The sequence below is a fragment of the Sphingopyxis sp. H115 genome, assembly GCF_001468465.1.
In the GTDB taxonomy this organism is placed as follows: Bacteria; Pseudomonadota; Alphaproteobacteria; order Sphingomonadales; family Sphingomonadaceae; genus Sphingopyxis.
Map to the genome: position 1 here is coordinate 1 of NZ_LNSA01000029.1, position 22,745 is coordinate 22,745.

The window sequence follows — 22,745 nt, forward strand, 5'->3', positions numbered from 1 at the left end:
GGTTTCAGGCGGCGGGCGGTCCCGCTTCTTCGCTGAAGGCGGCCAGTTGCGCGTCCATCGCGCGCTGGAAGGCGGGGCGGGCGAGGCAGCGGTCGAGATAGCCCTGTAACTGCGGCTGCTCGGCGATCAGCCCCGCCTCGACGGCTTCGCGCAGCACGGTGGCCATCGCGATGTCGGCGACGGTGAATTCGCCCGTCAGATATTGTTTGTCGCCGATCGCGTCGTTGAGGCGGCCGAGCCGGCCCTGGATGAATTCGATCAGGCCCGGGCGGCGCAGCTTCGCCCATTCCTCTTCGGCCGAGAAAATATCGACATTGCCGAGTTCGAACAGCATCGGTTCGACGCTGTTATAGGCGGCGAACAGCCAGGCGAGCGTATTGGCGCGCGCCTGCGGATCGCGCGGCATCAGCCGCGCGTCCTTTTCGGCGAGGTGGAGCAGGATCGCGCCGCTTTCGAACAGCCGGATGCCGCCGTCGTTGAGCACCGGCACCTGGCCCCATGGCTGGAACAGGAAATGGTCGGCGGGCCGGTTGATCGCGCTGATCAGATGTTCGGCATAGTCGAGGCCGATTTCCTCGCACGCCCAGCGCGGGCGCAGGTCGCGGACATAGCCGCGCGCGAAATCGGGAACCCAGTCGAAAGCGGTGACTTCAAGGCTGCTGTCGGGATTGACGGGCATGGGGAACTCCTCTCGCTTTTCTTGTCGGGGGATCAGAAGGACGGCGGCGGCGGCGCCTTGTCGTCGAGGAAAGGCACGACCATCGCCGCGATCGCGGGGATTTCGCCCATGATACCGATGTGCGAGGTCGCGGGCAGGATCGCGAGCCGCGCCTTCGGCGCCGCGGTCAGGAAGCCCTGCGTCGCCGCGGCGATATCGCCGCCGCCGCGCAGTTTGAACAGCTGGATCGCATGGTCGAGCGTGACGCCGTCGGCGTCGCCGATGATCACCATTGTCTTGCCGGGGATCGCCTGCACCGCGGCGTCGGACCAGCCGAAGGGCGTCGCGTCGAGCGCCTTGATGTTGGCGACAAGTTTCGGGAATTTGTCGGGGGCAGGCGACAGGCGCTGATATTCGGTGTCGATCGGACTGCCCGCAAAGACGTCGGGGGTCAGCTGGGAAATGCCCGCCAGCACTTCGGGATACCAGCCGTCGAGCCGCGAGGTTGCCGACAATATCACCTGCTTGCCGACCTTGTCGGGATGCCCCACCGCCAGCGCGATCGCGGTCGAACCGCCCATCGAGTAACCGAGTACATCGGCCTTTTCGACGCCGAGCTTGTCGAGCACGGCGGCGGTGTCGTCGGCCATCCGGTCATAGCTCAGCGGCGTATCGACACCGCCCGAGCGGCCATGGCCGCGCGCATCGACCGCGATCACTGGCCGCGATGCGGCGAGCGGGCCGATCAGCGGCTTCATCGCGTCGGCGGACATGAAGGCGCCGTGCAGGATCAGCAGCGGGGTAGGGCCCGATTTCAGGTCACCATACACCTGATAGTGGATCGCCGCGCCGGCGACATCGACGTGGCCGGCCTGAAGGGCGGCGGAGGATTGGCGGGCGGCGGGTGCCGGACTTGCGACGGTCGTTTCGGCGGCCGCGGTCCGGGGCAGTGCGGCGAGGGTCGCCGCAACGGCGATGATTGCCAAGGCGGAAGCGCGCGTGGGGAGGGGGGAGCCTTTAGTCATTGAACCATCCTCTTGTTTTTTTACGGAGCCTAGCTCCGTTTGCCTTTGAAATAGGCGACGATCGACATGGCGTGGCCGTGGCCGAGGTCGAAATCGCGCTTCAGCCAGTCGATGATCGCGCCGGGCTTGACGCCGGGGGCAAGGCCGCTTTCGTCGGCTAGGCCCTTGTCGATCGCGATGGATTGCAGCGCGCTCGCCGATTTGCCGGTCTTGGCTTCGACATTGTCGAGATAGGCCTGAAAGCTCATGCTACGGCCGCCTTCGAAAAGGGGATCAACTCGCGGACGCGGGGATCGCGCAGCCACAGGCCGCCCCACAGCATGACGCCCAGATAGACGCCGAACAGGCTGTGGCTGAACAGCGGGCTGCCGATCCGCACATGCGTCCCGATCGCGCCGCCGAGATACCCGGTGACCAGGATTGCACCGAGGATCGCGGTGCGCGGCCAGACGTAAAGCAGCGTCGGGATCAGCAGCAGGAGCCCGAGCCTCGTCATGGTTGGCACGTCGAGCGGCCATCCAAGGCCTGGCGGGCTATATTTGATCGCCGTCTCGGGCGACACCAGCTTGAGCCCGGCGTCGAAGAGGAGGAAGAGGATCACAAGGCCGCTCAAGACATGGCCTGCGATCGTCCGACCCTTGCCGTCGACTGCGTCGTTGATTGTGCCGGCGACTGCTTCGGTCATCTCTTCCTCCTCCCTGAAGGTCTTTTACGCTTCGGCTTCGGCGGGTTCGCGGGCGGGGATCGCGGTGGGGTCCATCCACATCACTTCCCAGATATGGCCGTCGGGGTCCTCGAAGCTGCGGCCGTACATGAAGCCGAAATCCTGCGTCGGGGTCGGGTCGGCCTTGCCCCCCGCCTTGACCGCCTTGTCGACCTGGCCGTCGACCGCCTCGCGGCTGTCGGCCGAGACGCAGATCAGGACCTGCGCCGTCGTGTGCGCGTCGGGGATCGCCTTCGACGTGAAGGTCGCCCATTTTTCATGCGTCAGCAGCATGACGTGGATCGACCCTTCCTCGACGACCATGCAGGCGGCGGTGTCGTCGGTGAAGGCGGGATTGTTCACCGCCCCGACCGCCTCGTAAAAGGCCTTCGACTTGTCGAGGTCGGTGACCGGCAGGTTCACGAAAATCATCTGGGGCATCTCTTCTCTCCTTGGGGGGGGTTGGGGTTTGAACGTCAGCGTGCGCGGCGCGCGGCTGCAATTACCTGTCGCGTCATGCCGCGCCTCCGCTGCCGAACAGCATCCGAACATAACGCTTCAAATGGGTGACTGTGCCGCGCGCAATCGCTGGATCGTTCGTCGTTTTCGCCAGGACGAAGGCGCCCTGCAGCACCGACTGGACATGCTGCGCAAGGCCGATCGCGGTGACATCGCCGGGGGCGCCGTAAACGTCCATCGTCGCGGCAATGTCGGGGGCGAGCGCCTCGCAATAGGCGTTGATGCTCGCCTCGCACGCGGCGCGGATGCGGTCGCTCGTCGCATAGGCTTCCTGCACCATCGTGCCGACGAAGCAGGTATAATCCTCGGTGGGCCCGTCGAGCATCGACAGGCGGAAGTCGATATGGCCGAGCAGGCGATCCAGCGGATCGTCGAGCTTCACATGCGGCGCCAGCTCGAACATCGGCCGGGCGCGTTCGGTCCAACCCTCGGCCGCCGCCACCGCCAGCTCTTCCTTCGACGCGAAATGATGGAAAAAGGCGCCCTTGGTGACGCCCGCGGCGGCGCAAATCTGGTCGACCGTCGTCGCCGAATAGCCCTGCCTCCGCACCGTCGCATGCGCCGCCGCGATCAGCTTTGTCCGCGCGCTGCCGCGCGGCGCCCGCTGGCCCGGGGTGCCGCCGCCCGCGATGTCCCCTCGGCGGGCGGCGGGTGCGGGAGTCGCGGGGGAGGTTGGGAGCGGCTGATTCGTCGTCATGCGAATCTACGTACCGACTGGTTGGTATGTTGTCAAATGGGCAATCGGACCTATGCTCTGCGGCACTTTCGACAACTTCCGGAAAAGACTCGACCTTCCCGCCACTTCGCCTAAAAAGGGATTGGAACAAAGAGAGCACATCGGCGCAGTTCCGGGGGGAATATGGTCGCGATCGTTTCAACCACCGCCTATCTTGGCATCGAAGCCCGCGGGGTCGAGGTGCAATGCCAGATCACGCCGGGCGTCCCGCGCTTCGTCGTTGTCGGCCTGCCCGACAAGGCGGTCGGCGAAAGCCGCGAGCGCGTCCGCGCCGCGATCGCCGCGATCGGCCTGTCGCTCCCGCCCAAGGTCATCACGGTCAACCTCTCGCCCGCCGACCTGCCCAAGGAAGGCTCGCACTACGACCTCCCCATCGCGCTCGCGCTGCTTGGCGCGATGGGCGTGATCGATGCCGAAACGCTCGCTTCCTATGTGGTCGTCGGCGAACTGGGGCTCGATGGCCGCGTCGCGCCGTCGCCCGGCGTGCTGCTCGCCGCGATCCATGCCGGCAGCGAAGAACGCGGCCTGATCTGTCCCGCCGCGCAGGGGCCCGAAGCCGCATGGGCGGGCAATGTCGAAGTATTGGGCGCGCCCGACCTCCTCGCGCTGCTCAATCATTTCAAGGGCCGTGCGCCGCTCGCGCCACCGGTGCCCGGAGAGGTCGAGGTCGCGGCGCGAACCGCCGACCTGCGTCAGGTGAAAGGGCAGGAGACGGCGAAGCGCGCGCTCGAAATCGCCGCAGCAGGCGCGCACAATTTGATGATGTCGGGACCACCCGGCGCGGGCAAATCGCTGATGGCGGCGTGCATGCCAGGCATTCTCCCCGACCTCACCCCCGCCGAAGCGCTCGAAGTATCGATGATCGCGTCGGTCGCTGGAACGCTCGAGGGCGGGCGGCTGGTGCGCGCGCGGCCGTTCCGTGCCCCGCATCATTCGGCATCGATGCCCGCACTCGTCGGCGGCGGGCTGCGCGTCCGCCCGGGCGAAGTCAGCCTCGCGCATCTCGGCGTGCTCTTCCTCGACGAACTTCCCGAATTCCAGCGCGGTGTGCTCGATTCGCTGCGCCAGCCGCTCGAAACCGGCGAAGTCAGCGTCGCGCGCGCCAACGCGCATGTGACCTTCCCGGCGCGCGTGCAACTCGTCGCGGCGATGAACCCGTGCCGCTGCGGCCATCTCGGCGACCCCGCGCTCGCGTGCAGCCGCGCCCCGCGCTGCGCCGCCGACTATCAGGCGAAGCTCTCGGGGCCGCTGCTCGACCGCATCGACCTGCATGTCGAGGTGCAGGCGGTGAGCGCCGCCGACCTCGTCCTGCCGCCGCCCGCCGAAGGCAGCGCGGAGGTCGCGGCACGCGTCGCTGCGGCGCGCGATGTGCAGACGGCGCGCTATGCCGGGTACAAGGCGCGGACCAATGCCGAAATCGACGGCGACCTGCTTGACGCGGTGGCGACGCCCGACGACGCGGGGCGCAAGTTGCTCGCGCAGGCAGCGGAAGCGATGCGGTTGTCGGCGCGGGGCTATACGCGGATACTGCGGGTCGCCCGGACGATCGCCGACCTTGCCGGGGCCGGCGACGTCGGGCGCATCCATATTGCCGAGGCGCTCAGCTATCGGCGGCAGGCGCCGAGGAACTGATGTCGGTAAAGCCCATCCGGTTCGAGGCGACGATCATCGAGTGGCGGGGCCCCGCGCCCTTTTTCTTTGCAACGGTCCCCGACGATCTGGTCGCCGAAATACGCTATGCGTCGCTTTCGGAAAGCTATGGCTGGGGTGTCGTCCCCGTCGTCGCAACGGTAGGGAGGACCGAATTCTCGACCTCGCTTTTCCCGCGTGACGGTACCTATCTGCTGCCGATCAAGGCTGCGGTGCAGCGCGCCGAGGGGGTCGGTCCGGGCGACCGGATCGACGTCGGCATGCGGATCGGACGCGCCGGGCGGTGAAACGGGACGGTCTTTCATCCTGCGTATACATTTTCTAAGAATTTGGTGCGATAGGGCGGATATGAGCGGGGCGGGATATATTCTGGCGAAGCTGTGCAGCCGGCTTGGGCTCGGCTTTGCGCTTCTCACGCTCGCTTTCTGGGTCGCCCCGGCGACCGCTGCAACGCTCGATATCGATCGCGGTCTGTGTCACGCGACAAGCGGTGCGGACCGGCCCGACGCGATCGCGTCGACGATCCGCTTTTCATGCAGCGGGGCACCCACGGGCTATCAGCAGGGGAGCCTCTGGCTGCGCGCCCCACTCGAGGGGGCGGCCGCGCGGCGCGGTGACGTCGCGCTGATGGTTCATCAGTCGCGTTTCGACCGGCTGGCTGTCGCCTTTTCCTATGCCGACGGGACGACGCGCTGGCAGCAGGTGCGCGCGGGCGCCTACGGGCCGCACTGGCGGTCCGGGGGGCAAATCCTGTTTGAAGCGCCCGATCGCGACGTCGCACTGACTGCGGTCACCATGCGTTTCGATGGTCTTTCCAGCCATCGCTTCGTCCGCGCGCGTGTCCTTTCGACGGGCGAGGCGGGGATGCAATCCTCGGGCATGGCGGCGGCAGTCGGTGCGGCGCTGACGCTGCTGCTGATAAGCTGTGTCTATAGTCTGTCGCTCGCCTTTGCGGTGCGCCGCCAATATCTGGCATGGCAAGCCGCCTGGTCGGGGACGATGCTGTTGTGGGGCGGGCTCTGGTCGCAGGTCCATCTTGCGCTTCTGCCTGGCATGGCGGGAACCGTCTCCTCGCAAATCTGTACCTTTCTCGCTTGCCTTGCCATCGCGCTGGCAACCATCAGCGCGGTGACCGCGATCGATCGCGAAATGCTGCCCGCGCGTCTCAGGACCGCGGCGCTTGTCCTAGGCTTCGGGGTCGGTCTTGCCGGCATACCGCTCGCGCTGATCCGCGGCAGCAGCCTGGGCTTGCTTGCCGATAGTCTCGGCCTCGTCGTTATCGCCGACCTGCTGGTCGTCACTGTCTGTCTCGGTTGGGCGTGGCGCCGCGGATCGATCGAGGCGCGCGATTTCCTGGCGGCGTGGGGGCCGCCGATGGGGATGCTCGCCTTCATCCATATCGTCGATGTCGAAAGCGGCTTCTGGGGCGGCGGATCCCAGCTTTTGATATTCGTAGCGGGGACCTGGCAAGCGCTGTGGCTGGCTGCCGCCGCGACGCGCCGGCTGGCGCATCTCAGGATCGAGCGCGATCATGCGCTGAGCGCCGAGGCGCAGGCGCAGGCGCTCGCGCGGCGCGATCCGCTCACCGGCTTGCCCAACCGGCGCGGCTTCGTCGAAAGCGTGACGCCGCTGCTCGAGCGTGCGCGCGCCGATAACCTGCCCGCCGCGCTGTTGCTCGTCGATATCGACCGGTTCAAGTCGATCAACGACATCTATGGTCACGATGCCGGCGACGTCGTGCTGTGCGGCATTGCGCAGCGGATCGAGCGCTGGGAAGGTCCGATGTGCACCGTTGCGCGGCTGGGCGGCGAGGAATTCGGCCTGCTTACGATCGGGATGGAGGGGATTATTCTCGCGCGGTTCGCAGAGAGCATCCGGCGCGGGATCGCCGGCTGCGACCATAGCGACGCGATCGGCGACCGTCTGGTCACCGCCAGTGTCGGGGTGGCCGAGGTCCAGCCCGCGTGCGATTTCAGGCAGCTTTACCGGCTTGCCGACGCGGCGCTTTACGACGCGAAGGACGGTGGCCGAAACAAGGTCGTCGTCCAGCGGCACCGCGACGGAGCGGATGCAGGGCGGAGCCGCGAAGTCGCCATTTCGAATTAAAGGCCGCGTGCACGGGACACGCTGCGTGGCGTCAGATGCCGACCGCCTTGTTTTCGACGACCTCGAGCGGGGGGGGAGCCTTGGCTGCCGCGCCGTGACGGCGATGGCTCAGCTTGCCCTCAACCTTGCCGCCATTTTCGATCGTGATGTTTTCATAGGTCACGTCGCCGGTGATCCGCGCGGTCGCGTGGACGATCAGCGTCTTGGCCTCGATCGCGCCGTCGAGCAGACCCGCAATCTTCGCGGTCTCGGCGACGACCGATCCCTTGATCTCGCTCGCTTCGCCCTGGACGAGGTTGGCGCATTTGAGGTCGCCGTCGATCTTGCCGTCGACATGCAGGTCGACGCTGGCGGCCACATTGCCGGTGACCACGACATCCGATCCCAGGATCGAGAAGGTCGTGTGACGTGCGCCCGTCGCCATCTTAGCGGGCGCCACGGGCGGCAGCGACGGAACCGACTCGCTGTCGGGCGTCGTCTTTGACTTCGAGAACATCGGCTTTTGCCTCCAGGAATCTGCGTGGATTGACCGCTTCGCCGTTCAGGCGGACTTCGAAATGCAGGTGGCTGCCGGTCGACCGGCCGGTTGAGCCCATTTTGGCGATTTGCTGGCCGGCGGTGACCTGCGTGCCGACCTTGGTGGTGAAACCCGACAAGTGGGCATAGCGGGTCAATATCCCCTGCCCATGATCGACCTCGACGACATTGCCATAACCCGATTTGACGCCGACGAAGCTGACGCGTCCGGGCGCGGCGGCAAGGATCGGCGTGCCGATCGGGCCGCGGAAATCGAGACCGGCGTGCATTGCGCCAGCCCCCGTGAACGGATCGCGGCGATAGCCGAAGCCCGAGGACATCATCAGCACGTTGGCGGGGTTGCCCGAGGGCACCGCGACGAGCGTGCGTTCGAGCACTTCCATGCGGACCAACGCGCCGTCGAGCGCAGCGAAATTCGGACCGAGCGCCTTCGCCTTGCCCATGCGGCCGCGATAGGGGATAAACGGACCACCGCGGCCCGCTGCGGCGCTGCGCACGAGCGCATCGGGGTTGAGACCGAGCGCCGCGACTGCGGTTTCTGCCTTTGTCACCCGGCTGCGAACCGCCGCGAGCAGGCGCGCCGAAAAGGCTTCCTGCCGCGCTTCGAGACGCGCTAGAATCTGCGCTTCGGGCGGCAAATTGGGGTCGATCGCGCTGGTCTTGAGGGGCGCGGCCGGGGTTGCGGCGTCGCCGCCGGCCTTTTCCGCCGCTTCGGCGGGAACGGCGGAGGGATCGATCCCGAAATGGGTTTCGGCGAGGCTTTCGAGCAGCGCCTGACGCTCCTCGAGATCGGCGGCGGTTTCGGCGACGCGGTCGCGATATTTGGCGATTCGCGCTTCGGACGCTGCGGCGGCGGCCTGCTGCTTTGCGACGGCTGCCCGCTCGTCGGCGGTGAGCAACTGGTTGACGAGCACCGCCAACGTCGCACCCGCCCACGCAAGCAGGACGAGCCCCGCGATCAGGGCAACGCGTTTTTGCCAAACGGCGCTGACACGCAGGAAACGGACATGCCCGTGCGTGCGAATGAAGATTTCATGGTCCTGGAACAGCGCGGATACGCGCTGGCGCCAGCGGCGCAGGCCCGTCGTTTTGGAAGACAAGTCACGACCCCGTCTTTGTTTTTATGGAGCCCTCCGCCCCGACTTGGATGGCGCCTTATCAGCGAGATGGCGACTCCGCGAATCTTTGGCGGGCGAGTCGGGTCGAGTCGAACCCATCATGCGGTGAACGGTGTCAAAATGGGCGAATGCTGCCATTTATGCAGTAAATGCCGCGCGAATCGGCCAAATTCATTGACGGCTTGCTTACCATTTTTGCCTAGGTCTAAGCGGATGAATATCATGGCCGAATCCGCCCCTTCCGGTCCCGCCGAATCGGCGATCGACCCGCTCGCAAAGGCCGGCGCGCGGCCGCGCTCGGCGGTCAGCGCGGGCGTCGGGCTCGTCGGGCTGGCGGGGCTCGTCGGCTATCTCTTGCTCGCTCGTTTCGCGCCCGACATCGCGGCGTTCCTTGGAATCGACTGGGGCGACCGCGGGCGGATGGACGGGCCCAGTTCGGCGATCGCGAGCGTTCTCGCCTGCGGCCTGCCGATGGTGCTGTGGTCGGTGCTGGTCGATAAGGTTCACCGCAATCCGTCGACGGGGATCGACTGGTCGCTGCGCCGTCCGTGGCGCGAAACGATCGATATCAGCTTGACCAAGCTCGCCGGCATGTGGGCGACCTGGGGGCTGATCGCGCTCATCTATGCGACGATGCGCTATTATTGGGAGGGCAATTATGCCTTTTCGATGAACCTGCTCGAAACGGTCGCGCCTTGGCTGCTGCTCGTCTCGGTGCCCTATATGCTGTGGCTCGACCGCCGCATGGTCGAACCGCGCGACGGATGCTGGCAGTTCGGGCGTTGGCTGATCGCACCCGGTCAGCCGGTCGACGGCCGCGCGATCGGCCACCATCTGCGCGCCTGGGCGGTGAAGGGCTTTTTCACCGCTTTCATGCTGTCGATCGTGCCGGGGAATTTCTCCTCGCTGGTCACGGTGCCGATGAGCGAGGTGTTCGCGAACCCCTATATGACCGGCATCTGGGCGATCAATTTCCTCTATCTGGTCGACGTCCATATCGCGACGGTCGGCTATATCCTGACGTTAAAGCCGCTCGACGCGCATATCCGCACCGCCAATCCCTATGGCATGGCATGGGTCGCGGCGCTCGTCTGTTACCCGCCCTTCATCCTGATGAACGGCGGCCCGCTCGACTATCAGGTGAACGGGTCCGACTGGGGCTATTGGCTCGCAGGCCACGACAATCTGATGATCGCCTGGGGGATCGTGCTTGTCGGCCTGACCGCGGTCTACAGCTGGGCGACAATGGCGTTCGGCATCCGCTTTTCGAACCTGACGCACCGCGGCGTGATCACGCACGGGCCGTATAAATATACGCGCCACCCTGCCTATATTTCGAAGAATTTGAGCTGGTGGGTCGGCTCGCTCCCCTTCCTCGTCACTGCCGGCGGCTGGGTCGAGGGCGCGCGCAACGTCGTGCTGCTCGGGCTCGTCAGCGGCGTCTATTACTGGCGCGCCAAGACCGAGGAGAAGCATCTCCTCGCCGATCCCGCCTATGTCGCCTACTGGAACTGGGCGCAGGACAATGCGCTAGTCCCGCGCTTCTTCGCCAGGTTGACCGGGCGCAAGCGCCCGCTGGTCCGGCTGGAGCCCGATCCGCGCGTCGGGCCGGTCGCCTGACCGCGCGGAAGTTTCCTCACGCGCGGTCAGGTCATTGCATCAGAACTTCACGCCCGCCTCGATCCCGTAGATGCGGGGTTCGTTGACGTAGCTGGTCAGATTGTTGAAATCGATGCCGCCGGTCGGCGATTCATCATTGGTAATGTTGCGCACGAAGCCCGCGATGTCGAAGCGGTCGGTCTTGTAACCGACACGCACGCCGCCCTCGATCAGCTTGTCGTCGGAAAATTCGACCGAGCGATAGAGGAAGAACTGGACCTTCGAGCGGTAGTACCAGTCGGTGAAGGCATAGATGGCGCCGTCGCCGACGGGGATTTCATAACCCGCGGTCGCGTTGAGCGTCCACTTCGGCGACTGCGGCAACTGGTTGCCGTCGATCGAGAAGATGCCCGGGCTGCCGGCGCGTGGCGGATCGAGTACAGTGCACGGCGTCGCCGAGCCGCAGCCCGCGACGAAGGCATTGGCATCGTCGATCTCGGCGATATTCCATGCGCCGCCGACCGAGAAGGTCAGGCCGCGTGCGGGTGCCGCCTGCAATTCGGCTTCAATGCCATGGCCCTTTGCATCGACATTGAGCAGGCTCGCGACGTTTGACGTGCCGCCGACCGCGGTGAGCTGCAGATCCTTGGTGTCGAAATAATAGCCGGTCAGGTTGAAACGGACGCGGTTGTCGAGGAAGTTGGTCTTGATCCCCGCCTCGTACGACATCGTCTCTTCCTGGTCGGCCGTTGAAATGACGCGCGAGAAGGTCAGGCGGCCCTGCACCGACGGCGCGCGATAGCCACGCGCGACACGGGCGTAGAGGGTCACCGCGTCCGACGCTTCATAGGTCGCGCTGGCGTCCCATGTCAGCAGCTTGCCCTTGACCTTGGCGGCCTGCGGCGGAACCGGCGTGTTCGGGTTGACGACGAAGTCGGGGCGCGTTTCGACCGGCCGCGACGCGACGAAATCGCGCGTGTCGTGGTTGTAGCGCGCGCCGGCCTGCAGCTTGAAGCCATTGTCGAATTCATAATTGACCGAACCGAAGATGCCGTAAGCTTCGCTGTCCTGACGCTGGACCGCGATCGCCGACGGGGTGGCGTCGGTCGGGCCGCCGAACTCGAAGCTCGAAATGTCGAGCTTCTCGTCGAAGTAGAAGGCGCCGAACTGATAGCCGAGCCCCCCGCTGTTGTTCGACGCGATGCGGAACTCCTGCGTGAACTGGTCGAGGCTCGGCACATTGTCCTGGCTCTGCGCTTGGAAGGGGATGAGGCCCGGGCCCGATTCGGGCAGGAAGACCGCGCCGAAGCCGCCGTCGATGTCGCCACGGCTGCGGAAATTGCCGTTCCAGTAAGAGGTGATCGAATAAGCCGTCACCGGCCCGAAATCATATTCGAGGTTCAGCCCGACATTGTAGGTGTTGAGCTTCTGGAAATTGATCCCGTCCTGCCACACCTTGTCGCGTTCGAATTCGGTGCCCGCGCCGCCGAGGCCGACCAGTTCGTTGCTGCCCGGCACCTGCGTATTGGCGCGGAAGATGATCGCCGAGCCGTCATAGACGCGCACCTGCCCGGTTACACGTCCGGTGAAGGGGCCGTTTTCATATTGCAGCTGGAGGCGCGCGGCGATGTCGTCATAGCCGCCAAGATCATTCTTGTCCGTGGTCGCGATATTGTCGACCCAGTCGTTGCGATGCTGGTAGATACCCGAAAGGCGGACCGAGAAGCCATTGTCGTCGGCGGCACCTGCCGCGACCTCGACCTGGCTGGTGCCATAGCGGCCATAGGAAACGCGGGCATAGCCGCCGGTCTTGCCGGGCTTGACGGTGTCGAACTTGACGATGCCCGCCGGCGTGTTGCGGCCAAACAGCGTGCCCTGCGGCCCGCGCAGGACTTCGACACGGTCGAGATCGAAGATCGGAAAGCCCTTGAGGATCGGGTTTTCGAGCACGACATCGTCATAGACGAGGCTGACCGGCTGCGACGCGTTGAGGTCGAAGTCGGTGTTGCCGAGCCCGCGGATATAAAATCGCGGAAAGGTGCGGCCGAACGAGCTTTCGATGTTCAGGCTGGGGACGCGGCCCGCGAGTACGCGTACGTCCGACCCGGTCGAGGTGATCGCCCCGAGCGTGTCGCCCGACAGAACGCTGACCGCGACCGGCACGTCCTGCAGGCTTTCCTCGCGGCGCTGTGCGGTGACGACGATGTCACCGAGGCCGCTGTCGCCCTCGGCGACGGGGGTTTCCTGTGCCGCAGCGGGCGCGACCCAGCTTCCGGCGGCGAGGGCAAAGCTTATAGCAATAGCGGAAGGAAAATGGCGCATGGGCGAGCTTCCTGAAACAGAGTTGACGATGGGAGAGTAAAAACCAACGGTTCTTTGACGCCGAGCGCCCGCGCAATCAATCGCCGAAGCAGGCCCCGCTTACGTTCATGTCAACAGTGTTGCTGAATTGCTGCACTTTTGGGGCGGCGCATCGGCTTGCGATCGGGCGCGGGCCCATATGTCATCGTCATCGCGGACTTGATCCAAAATCCACCGCAGCACCGAAGTCATGGACCCCGGATCAAGTCCGGGATGATGAAGTATAAGAAAAAATGCAGCTTCACGTTCCAAATCGGACGTCGGCGCTTAGAAGCTCAGCTCGTCATAGATTTTCGATAGATCGCCGCCCCACGGGCCTTCGTAACGGTCGAGGAGGTCGTGGGCGGGGGATTTGCCGCTCTTGGCAATGCGGCGGAGCGGTTCGAGGAAGCCGACCTCGTTGTCACCCATCGAATTGACCTCGCCACGCGCTGCGAGGCCTGCCGCGGCGATGTCGAGAACGCGGTGGGCGAGGTCGCCGACCGTGCCGCCTCCCGGGGCGGGGGCGTCGAGGCCCTCGCTCGGCACCGCGTCGCGCAGCGCCTGCTGCTCCTCGATACTCCAGCCCTTGACGACGTCCCAGGCGGCGTCGAGCGCGCCCTGGTCGTAGAGCAGGCCTACCCACAGCGCCGGGAGCGCACAGATGCGGTTCCATGGACCGCCGTCAGCGCCGCGCATTTCGAGGAAGCTCTTGAGCCGCACTTCGGGAAATGCGGTTGAGAGATGGTCGTTCCAGTCGGAAAGACGCGGCTTTTCGCCGGGGAGCGCGGGCAACTCGCCCTTCAGGAAATCGCGGAAGCTCTGCCCCGCGGCGTCGATATATTTGCCGTCGCGGAAGACGAAATACATCGGCACGTCGAGCATATAATCGACATAGCGTTCATAGCCGAAGCTCTCCTCGAACACGAAAGGCAGCATCCCCGTTCGCGCGGGGTCGGTGTCGGTCCAGATATGGCTGCGATACGACATATAGCCGTTGGGCTTGCCCTCGGTGAAGGGCGATGAGGCAAAGAGCGCGGTCGCGAGCGGCTGGAGCGCGAGAGATACCCGGAATTTCTGCACCATGTCCGCCTCGCTCGCATAATCGAGGTTGGTCTGAATCGTGCAGGTGCGCAGCATCATGTCGAGCCCCAAGCTGCCGACGCGCGGCATATGCTCGAGCATGATCTTGTAGCGCCCCTTGGGCATGATCGGCAGTTCGGCGCGCGTCTTGTCGGGCCACATGCCAAGGCCGAGGAAGCCGAGCCCGAGTTCGGCGCCGACCTCTTTCACCTGTTTCAAATGCCGGCCGGTTTCAGCGCAGGTCTGGTGGAGATTTTCGAGCGGCGCGCCGGACAGTTCCAACTGCCCCGCGGGCTCGAGGCTGACGGTGCCGTCGCTGCCCGCCAGCGCGATGACCTTTCCGCCCTCGATCACCGGTTCCCAGCCGAAGCGGGTGAGCGCCATCAACAGGTCGTGGATGCCGCCGGGTTCGTCGTAGGAGGGCGCGCGGTGGTCGGCGGTGCGATAGACGAATTTCTCATGCTCCGTCCCGATGCGCCATTGTTCGCGGGGCTTTTCGCCCCTGATCATGGGGGCCGCAAGCTGGTCGCGGTTTTCGACGATGGGATCGTTGCTGTCCGAAGCGGTGCGCGTGCTCATTTCGCGCATTTAGACTATCCGGTATAGAATGCAATCGGGCTATGAACGCCCCTATTCGACCCTGGCGCGCAGCTCGATCGCGAAGCTCGATCCCGGCGCCATCGCCCCCTGCGGGCGGACGCGCACATGCGTCACCGCGGGGTCGACGCCGTGGACATCGGGGGTGGGTACATAAGCCCAGCTGGCGCCGCCGTCGTTTGAAAACTCCAGGCTGTCGGCGGTGCTCGCGAGGCTGGTGAAGGCATAGCTGAGCCCGCTCGCGCCCGCCGCAAAGCGCACCGGGCCGGGCCCGGGGGCGAAGGTGCCGACGAACAGCGCAAGGTTTGCCGGGACCGCGTCGGTGACGACGACGCTGCCCGCCGTCGCCTGCGTCCCCGCCGGCGCGGAGACCGTGAGCGTGTAGGTGGCAAGACCGCCGGGGATCAGCTTTGGGTTGGCCGTGCCGTTGACGGGGTCGCTGTAGGCGAGCGAGGTCTTGGCGATCGCGAGCGGCAGCACATAGGCATTGGTGTAGGTGCAGGTCGTCGGCGTCGTGCTGCCCGCGATCGTTAGCGTGCGCCCGGTCGGGCCGCTGGCAAGCGGGCTGCCGCCGGCGCATTCGACGCTTGCATTATAAAGCGCGGCGACCGCGCCGCCGCCCCATGTCTCGGCGGGCAGGGTGACCGTGTCGCCCGCGCGCACGGTGACATAGCTGCCCATCACGGCATTGGGCGCGGTCGAGGCGAAGCTCGCGTTCGCGGTGCCGCCGCTCGTCGTCGCGGCGGCGCTGTGTCCCGCCGTCGCGCCGCTCCATACCTTGGCGAGACGGAGTTGCTGCGCGATGCGATTGTTGGTGAAGGTACAGATAATCGCGGTGTCGGCAGCGCTCACGGTCAGCACATTGCCCGCGAGCGCGGCGGCATTGCCCGTGCAGGCCAGGGCAGCATCATAATGCGCCGCGCTGCCGACCGAGAAGGTCTCCGACAGCGTTGCAGCCTCGGCGGCATAGACCGTGACCGCGGCGTTGGTGTCGGTTTCTTTCGCGGCGTTGGCGACCGACAGGAAGCTGGCGTTGTTCAGCAGGCCCATTGTTGCGAGGGTCGCAGCGTCGGCCAGCTTTGCATTGGCCCACGTCTTGCGCAGGACGAGCGTCGCCGACTTGCGGCTGTTTGTCCAGGTGCAGGTGAGCGCGCTGCCCGAGGGCATGGTGACGGTGCGGCTGAGCCCGCTGCCCGATGTCGCGACGATCGCATTGTCGCTGTTGCGGCGGCATTCGAGGGTGGAATTATAATTGGCGGCGCTGCCGCTGGTGAAGCTTTCGGTCAGCGTCAACGTGCTGCCCGCGACCGCGATGCTGGTCGCGTTGCTGCTGGCGCCGCCGACAGCCGAGCTGCCGCCGACGGGCAGAAAGCCGCCGGCAATCGAAAGGTTCACCGCATCGCCCGCGATCCCGTTGGACCATGCCTTGGCAAGGACGACGGGCGAATCATTGTCGGTGATCGTATAGGTTGCGCCGGTGACCGGGGCGCCGCCGCAGCTTGCGGTGCTCGACAGGGTGTAGCCGGTGCCGCCCGTGAGCGCGATCTCGATCGTCTCGCTGCTCTCGGTGCCGGTATCGTCGGTGATGGCGATACCCAAGGGCACAAGCGTGTTTGTATAGGTTCCCGCAGGCAGGGTGACCGTGAAATTCGCGCTGCCGTTCGGGGTCGTATAGTCGCTGCCGCGTGTCGCGGTCCCGCCCGTGATGCTGACATTCACCGTGCGCGCGGCAAAGAGCGTGCCGTTGACGCGCAGTTGCGGCAGGTTCGCGCTTGCGATCGATTCGACCCCTGCGGCGCTGGCGGTCGACAGCTCGACGAAGGGATTGAGCGTGATGCGGATGTCGTCGAGAAAATTGCCGATACTGCCGGCATCGGTGGTGACGAACTGGACGCGCTGCACCCCCGACGCGCCGCTGTAGGTCGCGCTGCCGTTATTGACGTTCCAGACCTGGTTCGCGGTGGTCGACGATTGGGTCGCAAGGTTCTGGATCAGCGTGCCCGAACCATTTGCGATCTGGAAGCGCGCGGTCTGCGTCGCGGGGCCGCCGCTGCGCGCGCGGTGCGCGAAGGTCCAGCCGATCGGCTCGCCGCTGACCATGCAGATATTCTGGTAGAGCGCGCCCGGATTGTGCGCGTTCATTTCGGCGTGGACCGATCCGTCATAGGAGGGGACGCCGTTGAACCCCGAATCCCACAGCTCGATCTGGCCCGAGGTCGATTCCCAGCCGGGTACTGAGCCATTGGCATAGATTTCGTAATTGGCGCCGCCCGCGCCCTGCGGATTGTTCGATTCGAACGAGGGATTGACGATCACGCGCTGCGCCGCCGTCGGCACCGCGCCGAAGACGAGCGCGCAGGCGGCGAGCGCGGCGGTTAGGCGGGTCCGCACCGTCAGTTCACGGTCGCGTTGAAGACCAGCGCCATCGCGGCGGCAGGGCCGAGCGAGGCGGTCGACGCCGAAACGCTGGTGCCCGCGAAGGCGGCGCCGAACGGATCGCCTTCGTCGGCACCGGCGGCATTGTCGTCCTCGACCGTGGTGGCACTCGCGCAGGTCGTCCCGCTACGCAGCGAGCCGGGGACGAATGCCAGCGTCGCGGGCAGCGGATCGGCCACGGCGATCCCGGTTGCGGTCGCGCTGCCATTATTGGTGACGAGCAGGCAATAGCGCATGATCGCGCCGGGGATCGCCTTGGGATTGGCGGTTCCGTTCACCGGATCGCTGACGATGCTGCTCGTTTTCGCGATCGCGAGATTGCCCACCGGTCGGCAGAAGCTGATGTCGTGCAGCGCCATGCCCTGTTGTCCGGGGTTGGTGGGGGCGAGGGCGTGGCTGCCATATTCGATGGTGATGCTGTCGACCGGCGCCTGGAAGGTGACGACGACGGTACCGTCCGGGCTGCCGTCGGCCGACAGGACATCGCCATAGGCGCTGTTGCCGATGACGTAATTGGCAGTGCCGTTGGTAAGGAGGGGATAGACCGGCACGCCGTTATACGTGCCGGTAACCGTCACGCGGTCGGCGAACTGGCCGGAGGCGTAATCGACGTCGAACAGGCGGAACTGTGCGCCTGGCACCGCGGTGGGAAGGGTGATCGTCGAGGTGACGATACCCGCCTGGCTGGAAAAATCGACGAGCTGGAAGATCGAATATTGCGCAGGCGACAACCCGCCGGTCACGACATTCTGTCGCGTCGGCGACTGGCCGCCATAGGTCGCATTGCTCAGGAAGGCGCCGCCGCTGATCGCGATATTGAAATTCGCCGTGCCGATCGCGGTGAGCGACTGGCTGTCGCTCGTCGTGCCCGCCGCCCAGCTGACGCTGTCCCAGTCGTAGATCGTCATACCCACCGGACAGACGAGCGTCGGCGGTGTTCCCGCGATGCGGGTGCCCGACACGGTGAAGCTGGCGCTGTCCTGATCGTCCTCGGCTGCCGTGCCGTTGCCGGGCGAACTGTCGGGATCGAAGGCGGCGGAGGCGCTAATTTCGCCGATGTTGGTCACGCTGGCGCCCGCGGTCGCGGCGACCGTGCCGCTGATTGTCAGTGTTCGCGTCACCCCCGGCGGAATGCTGCCGACGGTCCACACGCCGGTCGCGCTGTTATAGCTGCCGAAACCCGACGCGGACGTGAAGGCGAAACCGGCGGGCAGCGTGTCCTGCACCGTGACGCCGGTTGCGGTCAGCGGCGACGCTGCCGCATTGGTCACGCTGAGGACGTAGTTGATGCTGGCACCGAATGCCGGCGCGGCGTTGCTGACCGATTTGGTCAGCGACAGGTCGGCATAGGGCGTGAGCGGAACCGTCGTCAGCGTCAGGTCGGATCGCGTAAAGGCGCCGCTGTCGCCATTGAGCGAATCGCAGATGGTCAGTTGCCACGTGCCCGCCGCCGCTTCGCCGTTGAAGCCGGCCAGCGACCCCTGCGGCCGGAACGTCCGCTGATAGGGCGGTGCCGCGGCGGTCGAATCGTTCGCCGTATGCGTCGTGACGCTCGCCGCCGCGCTGTCGTCGAACAGCACGTTCAGATTGTCGGCGCTCGTTCCGATATTGGTGATGAGATTGACCACGGTGCCCGAGGGCGACACGAGCGTAGCGCGCAGGTCGCCGCGATAGGTATGCGTCAGCTGGACGCCGATATTGACGTCGGTGATCTGCGCATTGGCGGCGACGGTGAAATTGCGCACCATCGGGCTGATGCACGGCGTTGCGCTTTCGCTGATCGTCCCGCTGGTCGTATTGCTGTAGCTGGTGGTCGTCTGTGCGGCGGCGGGATTGCTGGCAAGCGTCAACGCCAGCCAAACGAGCATGAGACATACCCGCACAGACTGCAAACACTGGCCCCCACGCCAGCGGTATCGGCTCTGGTCCCGCCGTTGCATGCCGTCCTTATGCGCTGCGGTTAGCTAATATCGGGTTAAAATCGGGCGGTTAGCGTCGATTCTGTACGCAGGTGGGACAGTTTGAGAGATGGCGAAGGGCTGGCTATGGCAACTCCCCACCCCAAAAGCGGCTGCCTGCCCCGGACTTTACCTATTCCTTGTCCGCCCAATCGCCATGCTGCCCCATCCAGAGGGCGATGGCGGCGATCGCCGCGGTTTCGGCGCGCAGGATGCGCGGGCCGAGCGCAATGCGGCGGACCGCAGAATGGGCGAGAAGCATGTCGCGCTCGCGCGCCGTAAAGCCCCCTTCAGGCCCGGTCAGGATTCCTGCGGGGGCGGGCGCGGAGACCCGTGCGAGCGGCACGCCGCCCGCTTCGTCGGCGAACAGCAGCGCGCGGTCAGCCGGCCAGTCCTTGAGCAGTTGCGGCAGCTTGACAGGGGCGGCGAGCGCCGGGAGCGCGGTGCGGCCGCATTGCTCGCACGCTTCGACGATCTGGGCCTCGAGGCGCTCCTGCTTGACGCGTTCGACGATCGTGCGTTCGGTGATGACGGGTTGCAGCCGGGCGACGCCGAGTTCGGTCGCCTTTTCGATGATCCAGTCGAGCCGCGCTTTCTTGACCGGCGCGAAACACAGCCAGAGGTCGGGGACGTGCTCGATGTCGCGGGTCTGGCGATCGATGCGCAGCGCCAGCGACCGTTTCGCCGTCTCGGCGACTATCGCGAGCCATTCGCCGCTACGATTGTCGAACAGCAGGACCGGATCGCCGGCCTTCATCCGCATGACGCCCAGCAGGTAATGTGCGGCGTTCCCGTCGATCGCCACGGTGGCATCGAGCGCCAGGGGCTGGTCGACGAACAGGCGGGGTGTGCTGGCGGGCGGCCAGGCGGGGGTGGCAGGCATGGCAGCGGCGATAGCAGACGGCGAAATTTTGCGCATCTGTTGCCTTGCGGGGGTGAATCTGTCCCGATTCGGGTCAGTTAGGCCGTTTCGAGGCGATATGCCCGCCCCTCCGATTAGCGGTTTGGTAAGCAGTTTCCCCCTAGTGCAAGGATGCCAGCCACGCATCTGAGTGGGCCGCGTGTCTGGACCAAGAGGGGTTAGACTATGCGAGGGACCGTATTCAGCCGGCTGCGGCTGGGCGCTAGCAATCTTTTGCGTGACCGGCGCGGCAACGTCTATTTCCTGACCGCGGCGGCACTTGTGCCCGTCGTGGCCATGGTCGGGTCGGGCATCGATATCGGGCGCGGCTATATGGCGCAGCTCCGCTTGCAGCAGGCCTGCGACGCGGGCGTGCTTGCGGGGCGCCGTGCCATGACCGGCACCGAATATTCGGCGGCGGCCAAGGCCGAAGCGAACAAGATGTTCAACTATAACTATTCCACCGACAAATATGGCAGCAGCCAGGTCAGCTTCGCGTCACAGGCATCGGGCCCGTCGAGCGTCGTCGGCACCGCGCGCGCCTATCTGCCGACCGCGGTAATGCGGATCTTCGCCTATCCGGGCTTCGACCTGACGGCCAATTGCACCGCGAAGCTCGAAATCTCTAACGCCGACATCATGATGGTGCTCGACGTCACCGGGTCGATGGCGCAGACCAATTCGGGCGACTCGGTCAACCGCATCGCGGCGCTCAAGACCGCGACGATGGACTTTTTCGACACGATGACGGGAGCGCAGATCGGCGACGGCCGGCTGCGTTTCGGCGTCGTGCCGTACAGCTCGGCGGCGAATGTCGGGAAGATCCTCTATGACAAGAATCCGGCCTGGCTCGCTGACAATACCGAGTTGTGGTCGCGGTCGGCGAAGATGAAGACGGTCTATTCGAACCCGTCTTATGAGGAAGACGACGATTATCAGAACGGCACGACCAGCTATGGCAACTGGTCGACGCTGAACAGCACCAACTACGGCCAGTCGACGTGCGAATCCGAAACGCCGCCCGCCGATACGACGCCGACGTCGCAGGGGAGCCCGTCGGCGAACCAGACGAACCAATATGTCGACAGCGACGGCAACCGCGTCACCACTTACGATACGAGCCAGACCTATCGTTATTACACGCACCGCTATCGGTGGGTCCCAAAGAATGGGAAAACGAAAGCCTATTGCGCGCTGGACCGCCGCACCGCGACCTTCACCCGGACGCATACGACGACGGTGACCGAAACTCCGACGCTCGTTTTCGACAATAAATATATCTACCAGAAGCGGAACTTCGACGTTGCCCAGGCCAAGGGCGGATCGTCGTTCGAAAATGACACCGGCGATTCGGGCGCGAAGATTTCTTCGACCTGGGGCGGGTGCGTCATCGAGCGCGGGACCGAGGCGTTCGGCCCGACCGAGACCGCGCCAAACGACGCCTACGACATGGATGTCGATACCGCACCGGGCAGCGACCCGATCACGAAATGGCAGTTGCTCGTGCCCGAAATCGCCTTCCCCTTTGCCAGCGGCCCGGGAAGCACGCCCTCGTCAGCCAGCGAAGTCACCGTAAACAGCAGCAGCGTCAGCGGCGACGGCAGCACCAACGGCAGCTGGCAGCGCTTTTCGAAATATTGGTCGAACGGCTGGGGCGTGTGCCCTGCGCCGGCGATGAAGCTGACGACGCAGACGGCGAACGACCGGTCGAGCTTCAGCAGCTATATCAATTCGCTCCAGCCGGTCGGCGGTACCTATCACGACGCGGGCATGGTGTGGGGCGTGCGGCTGTTGTCGGCGGATGGCATGTTCTCCGACGAAAATGCCTCCGCACCGAATGGCCGGCCGATCAGCCGCCACATCATTTTCATGACCGACGGCGAAATGTCGGCGAACATGGGCAATCTGTCGTTCCAAGGATATGAATGGAAGGACAAGCGCGTCGGCGGCACCAGCGATTCATCGCTGACCGCGCGGCATAACAATCGCTTCCTGCAACTGTGCGAAAAGGCCAAGGCCAAGAATATCACGGTGTGGGTCGTCGGTTTCGGCGTGACGCTCAACGACCAGCTGACCAAATGCGCGTCGTCGGGCAAGGCGTATCAGGCTAACAATGCGTCGCAGCTGAACGATCATTTCCAGGCGATCGCGCGCCAGATATCCAAACTGCGGTTGTCGGAATGATGCGCCGGCTCATCCTGCTTCGACGGCTTGGCCGCGACCAGCGTGCGAACGTCATCATCGAATTCGCGCTCGCCGGACCCTTCTTCCTGCTGCTGGTGATGGGGCTGTTCGACTATAGCTGGCAGATGTACGCCAACCAGGTGTTGCAGGGCGCGGTCGCCAATGCCGCGCGCGACTCGACGCTCGAGATCAATGCGGGCAACCAGGTGGCGATCGACAACAACGTCAAGCAGCAGGTCCAGAATGTGTTCAAGGACGCGGCGCTCACCTTCGAGCGCAAGGCCTATGAAAGTTTCGACCAGATCGGCGATCCCGAAGTCGCCGTGCCGAACGAGACGGGCTATTGCTTCGACGACCTCAACAACAATGGAACGCTGGACGACGACGTCGGCAGCGACGGCAACGGCAGCGCCGAAGACGTCGTGCTGTATACCGTCAAGATGAAGTTCGATCGCATCCTGCCGGTCTGGCACATGCTGGGCCAGCCGAAGGAAACGACGCTGACCGCGACGTCGGTGCTGCGCAACCAGCCCTATGGCGCGAATACGTCAACCAGCAAGAATATATGTGTGACGACATGACGATCCAACGGAGC

General features: G+C 65.2%; 19 protein-coding genes. 6 read left to right on the forward strand and 13 right to left on the reverse strand.

The genetic code is table 11. The features are described from left to right. Window positions 1-4: 4 nt before the first annotated feature. From ATE71_RS17160 to ATE71_RS23075, 6 genes are all read right to left on the reverse strand, one after another. A complete protein-coding gene (locus tag ATE71_RS17160) occupies window positions 5-679 on the reverse strand; it encodes a glutathione S-transferase family protein (protein ID WP_058804552.1) in 675 nt (224 codons plus the stop codon). A 32-nt stretch (window positions 680-711) separates the two neighbouring features. Further along, window positions 712-1,683 carry an alpha/beta fold hydrolase gene (locus ATE71_RS17165; RefSeq protein ID WP_082665278.1) on the reverse strand — a complete coding sequence of 324 codons (972 nt, stop codon included), beginning with the start codon at window positions 1,681-1,683 and terminating at the stop codon, window positions 712-714. A 29-nt stretch (window positions 1,684-1,712) separates the two neighbouring features. After that, entirely contained in the window at window positions 1,713-1,931 is a 219-nt protein-coding gene (locus ATE71_RS17170; RefSeq protein WP_058804556.1) for a DUF4287 domain-containing protein, read from the reverse strand. Beyond that, the gene (locus ATE71_RS17175) at window positions 1,928-2,368 is read right to left on the reverse strand and encodes a DoxX family protein (RefSeq protein ID WP_082665279.1); all 441 of its coding nucleotides are present in this window, start codon (window positions 2,366-2,368) and stop codon (window positions 1,928-1,930) included. The genes ATE71_RS17170 and ATE71_RS17175 overlap by 4 nt, the downstream gene beginning before the upstream one ends. Before the next feature lie 24 nt (window positions 2,369-2,392). Beyond that, window positions 2,393-2,827 (reverse strand): VOC family protein, encoded by a 435-nt coding sequence (locus tag ATE71_RS17180; RefSeq protein WP_058804558.1) that lies wholly within the window; start codon window positions 2,825-2,827, stop codon window positions 2,393-2,395. Window positions 2,828-2,900: 73 nt separating this feature from the next. Further along, window positions 2,901-3,602 carry a TetR/AcrR family transcriptional regulator gene (locus ATE71_RS23075; RefSeq protein ID WP_082665280.1) on the reverse strand — a complete coding sequence of 234 codons (702 nt, stop codon included), beginning with the start codon at window positions 3,600-3,602 and terminating at the stop codon, window positions 2,901-2,903. A gap of 162 nt (window positions 3,603-3,764) precedes the next feature. On the opposite strand from ATE71_RS23075, the gene ATE71_RS17190 reads away from it, so the two are divergent. From ATE71_RS17190 to ATE71_RS17200, 3 genes are all read left to right on the forward strand, one after another. Further along, window positions 3,765-5,273, forward strand: coding sequence for a YifB family Mg chelatase-like AAA ATPase (locus ATE71_RS17190; protein ID WP_058804560.1), 1,509 nt, complete (start codon window positions 3,765-3,767; stop codon window positions 5,271-5,273). Further along, window positions 5,273-5,578, forward strand: coding sequence for a DUF1905 domain-containing protein (locus ATE71_RS17195; protein WP_058804562.1), 306 nt, complete (start codon window positions 5,273-5,275; stop codon window positions 5,576-5,578). Before ATE71_RS17190 ends, ATE71_RS17195 begins: the two co-directional genes overlap by 1 nt. 61 nt (window positions 5,579-5,639) lie before the next feature. Next, complete coding sequence (locus ATE71_RS17200; RefSeq protein WP_058804564.1) at window positions 5,640-7,397, forward strand: sensor domain-containing diguanylate cyclase; 1,758 nt, start codon at window positions 5,640-5,642, stop codon at window positions 7,395-7,397. 31 nt (window positions 7,398-7,428) lie between these two features. On the opposite strand, the gene ATE71_RS17205 is transcribed toward ATE71_RS17200, so the two are convergent. Both ATE71_RS17205 and ATE71_RS17210 read right to left on the reverse strand, forming a co-directional pair. Then, window positions 7,429-7,821 carry a bactofilin family protein gene (locus ATE71_RS17205; RefSeq protein WP_152998823.1) on the reverse strand — a complete coding sequence of 131 codons (393 nt, stop codon included), beginning with the start codon at window positions 7,819-7,821 and terminating at the stop codon, window positions 7,429-7,431. A 1-nt stretch (window position 7,822) separates the two neighbouring features. Beyond that, complete coding sequence (locus tag ATE71_RS17210; RefSeq protein ID WP_058804567.1) at window positions 7,823-9,034, reverse strand: M23 family metallopeptidase; 1,212 nt, start codon at window positions 9,032-9,034, stop codon at window positions 7,823-7,825. 231 nt (window positions 9,035-9,265) lie between these two features. Here ATE71_RS17210 and ATE71_RS17215 point away from each other — a divergent pair, with 231 nt between their 5' ends. After that, a complete protein-coding gene (locus ATE71_RS17215; RefSeq protein ID WP_082665281.1) occupies window positions 9,266-10,672 on the forward strand; it encodes a methyltransferase family protein in 1,407 nt (468 codons plus the stop codon). Between the two features lie 39 nt (window positions 10,673-10,711). Here ATE71_RS17215 and ATE71_RS17220 read toward each other — a convergent pair whose 3' ends face one another. The 5 genes from ATE71_RS17220 to ATE71_RS17240 all read right to left on the reverse strand — a co-directional run bounded on the left by ATE71_RS17220 (window position 10,712) and on the right by ATE71_RS17240 (window position 19,948). After that, complete coding sequence (locus ATE71_RS17220) at window positions 10,712-12,973, reverse strand: TonB-dependent receptor (protein ID WP_058804569.1); 2,262 nt, start codon at window positions 12,971-12,973, stop codon at window positions 10,712-10,714. A 306-nt stretch (window positions 12,974-13,279) separates the two neighbouring features. Continuing rightward, on the reverse strand, window positions 13,280-14,653 hold the full coding sequence (locus ATE71_RS17225; RefSeq protein WP_058804602.1) for a glutamate--cysteine ligase: 1,374 nt from the start codon (window positions 14,651-14,653) through the stop codon (window positions 13,280-13,282). A gap of 51 nt (window positions 14,654-14,704) precedes the next feature. Then, window positions 14,705-17,062, reverse strand: coding sequence for a hypothetical protein (locus ATE71_RS17230; RefSeq protein WP_058804571.1), 2,358 nt, complete (start codon window positions 17,060-17,062; stop codon window positions 14,705-14,707). 2 nt (window positions 17,063-17,064) lie between these two features. Next, window positions 17,065-18,975 (reverse strand): proprotein convertase P-domain-containing protein, encoded by a 1,911-nt coding sequence (locus tag ATE71_RS17235; protein ID WP_058804573.1) that lies wholly within the window; start codon window positions 18,973-18,975, stop codon window positions 17,065-17,067. A gap of 223 nt (window positions 18,976-19,198) precedes the next feature. Continuing rightward, the gene (locus ATE71_RS17240; RefSeq protein ID WP_058804574.1) at window positions 19,199-19,948 is read right to left on the reverse strand and encodes a 16S rRNA (uracil(1498)-N(3))-methyltransferase; all 750 of its coding nucleotides are present in this window, start codon (window positions 19,946-19,948) and stop codon (window positions 19,199-19,201) included. A gap of 204 nt (window positions 19,949-20,152) precedes the next feature. Here ATE71_RS17240 and ATE71_RS17245 point away from each other — a divergent pair, with 204 nt between their 5' ends. Then, entirely contained in the window at window positions 20,153-22,150 is a 1,998-nt protein-coding gene (locus ATE71_RS17245; RefSeq protein ID WP_058804575.1) for a TadE/TadG family type IV pilus assembly protein, read from the forward strand. After that, window positions 22,147-22,731, forward strand: a complete 585-nt coding sequence (locus ATE71_RS17250) for a TadE/TadG family type IV pilus assembly protein (protein WP_058804576.1) — start codon at window positions 22,147-22,149, stop codon at window positions 22,729-22,731. Before ATE71_RS17245 ends, ATE71_RS17250 begins: the two co-directional genes overlap by 4 nt. Window positions 22,732-22,745: the final 14 nt, after the last annotated feature.

Bases quoted from the DNA above. Each gene is read 5' to 3' on its own strand.
- ATE71_RS17160 (WP_058804552.1), bottom strand. From the start codon at position 679: ATGCCCGTCAATCCCGACAGCAGCCTTGAAGTCACCGCTTTCGACTGG.
- ATE71_RS17165 (WP_082665278.1), bottom strand. From the start codon at position 1,683: ATGACTAAAGGCTCCCCCCTCCCCACGCGCGCTTCCGCCTTGGCAATC.
- ATE71_RS17170 (WP_058804556.1), bottom strand. From the start codon at position 1,931: ATGAGCTTTCAGGCCTATCTCGACAATGTCGAAGCCAAGACCGGCAAA.
- ATE71_RS17175 (WP_082665279.1), bottom strand. From the start codon at position 2,368: ATGACCGAAGCAGTCGCCGGCACAATCAACGACGCAGTCGACGGCAAG.
- ATE71_RS17180 (WP_058804558.1), bottom strand. From the start codon at position 2,827: ATGCCCCAGATGATTTTCGTGAACCTGCCGGTCACCGACCTCGACAAG.
- ATE71_RS23075 (WP_082665280.1), bottom strand. From the start codon at position 3,602: ATGACGACGAATCAGCCGCTCCCAACCTCCCCCGCGACTCCCGCACCC.
- ATE71_RS17190 (WP_058804560.1), top strand. From the start codon at position 3,765: ATGGTCGCGATCGTTTCAACCACCGCCTATCTTGGCATCGAAGCCCGC.
- ATE71_RS17195 (WP_058804562.1), top strand. From the start codon at position 5,273: ATGTCGGTAAAGCCCATCCGGTTCGAGGCGACGATCATCGAGTGGCGG.
- ATE71_RS17200 (WP_058804564.1), top strand. From the start codon at position 5,640: ATGAGCGGGGCGGGATATATTCTGGCGAAGCTGTGCAGCCGGCTTGGG.
- ATE71_RS17205 (WP_152998823.1), bottom strand. From the start codon at position 7,821: ATGGCGACGGGCGCACGTCACACGACCTTCTCGATCCTGGGATCGGAT.
- ATE71_RS17215 (WP_082665281.1), top strand. From the start codon at position 9,266: ATGAATATCATGGCCGAATCCGCCCCTTCCGGTCCCGCCGAATCGGCG.
- ATE71_RS17220 (WP_058804569.1), bottom strand. From the start codon at position 12,973: ATGCGCCATTTTCCTTCCGCTATTGCTATAAGCTTTGCCCTCGCCGCC.
- ATE71_RS17225 (WP_058804602.1), bottom strand. From the start codon at position 14,653: ATGAGCACGCGCACCGCTTCGGACAGCAACGATCCCATCGTCGAAAAC.
- ATE71_RS17235 (WP_058804573.1), bottom strand. From the start codon at position 18,975: ATGCTCGTTTGGCTGGCGTTGACGCTTGCCAGCAATCCCGCCGCCGCA.
- ATE71_RS17240 (WP_058804574.1), bottom strand. From the start codon at position 19,948: ATGCCTGCCACCCCCGCCTGGCCGCCCGCCAGCACACCCCGCCTGTTC.
- ATE71_RS17245 (WP_058804575.1), top strand. From the start codon at position 20,153: ATGCGAGGGACCGTATTCAGCCGGCTGCGGCTGGGCGCTAGCAATCTT.
- ATE71_RS17250 (WP_058804576.1), top strand. From the start codon at position 22,147: ATGATGCGCCGGCTCATCCTGCTTCGACGGCTTGGCCGCGACCAGCGT.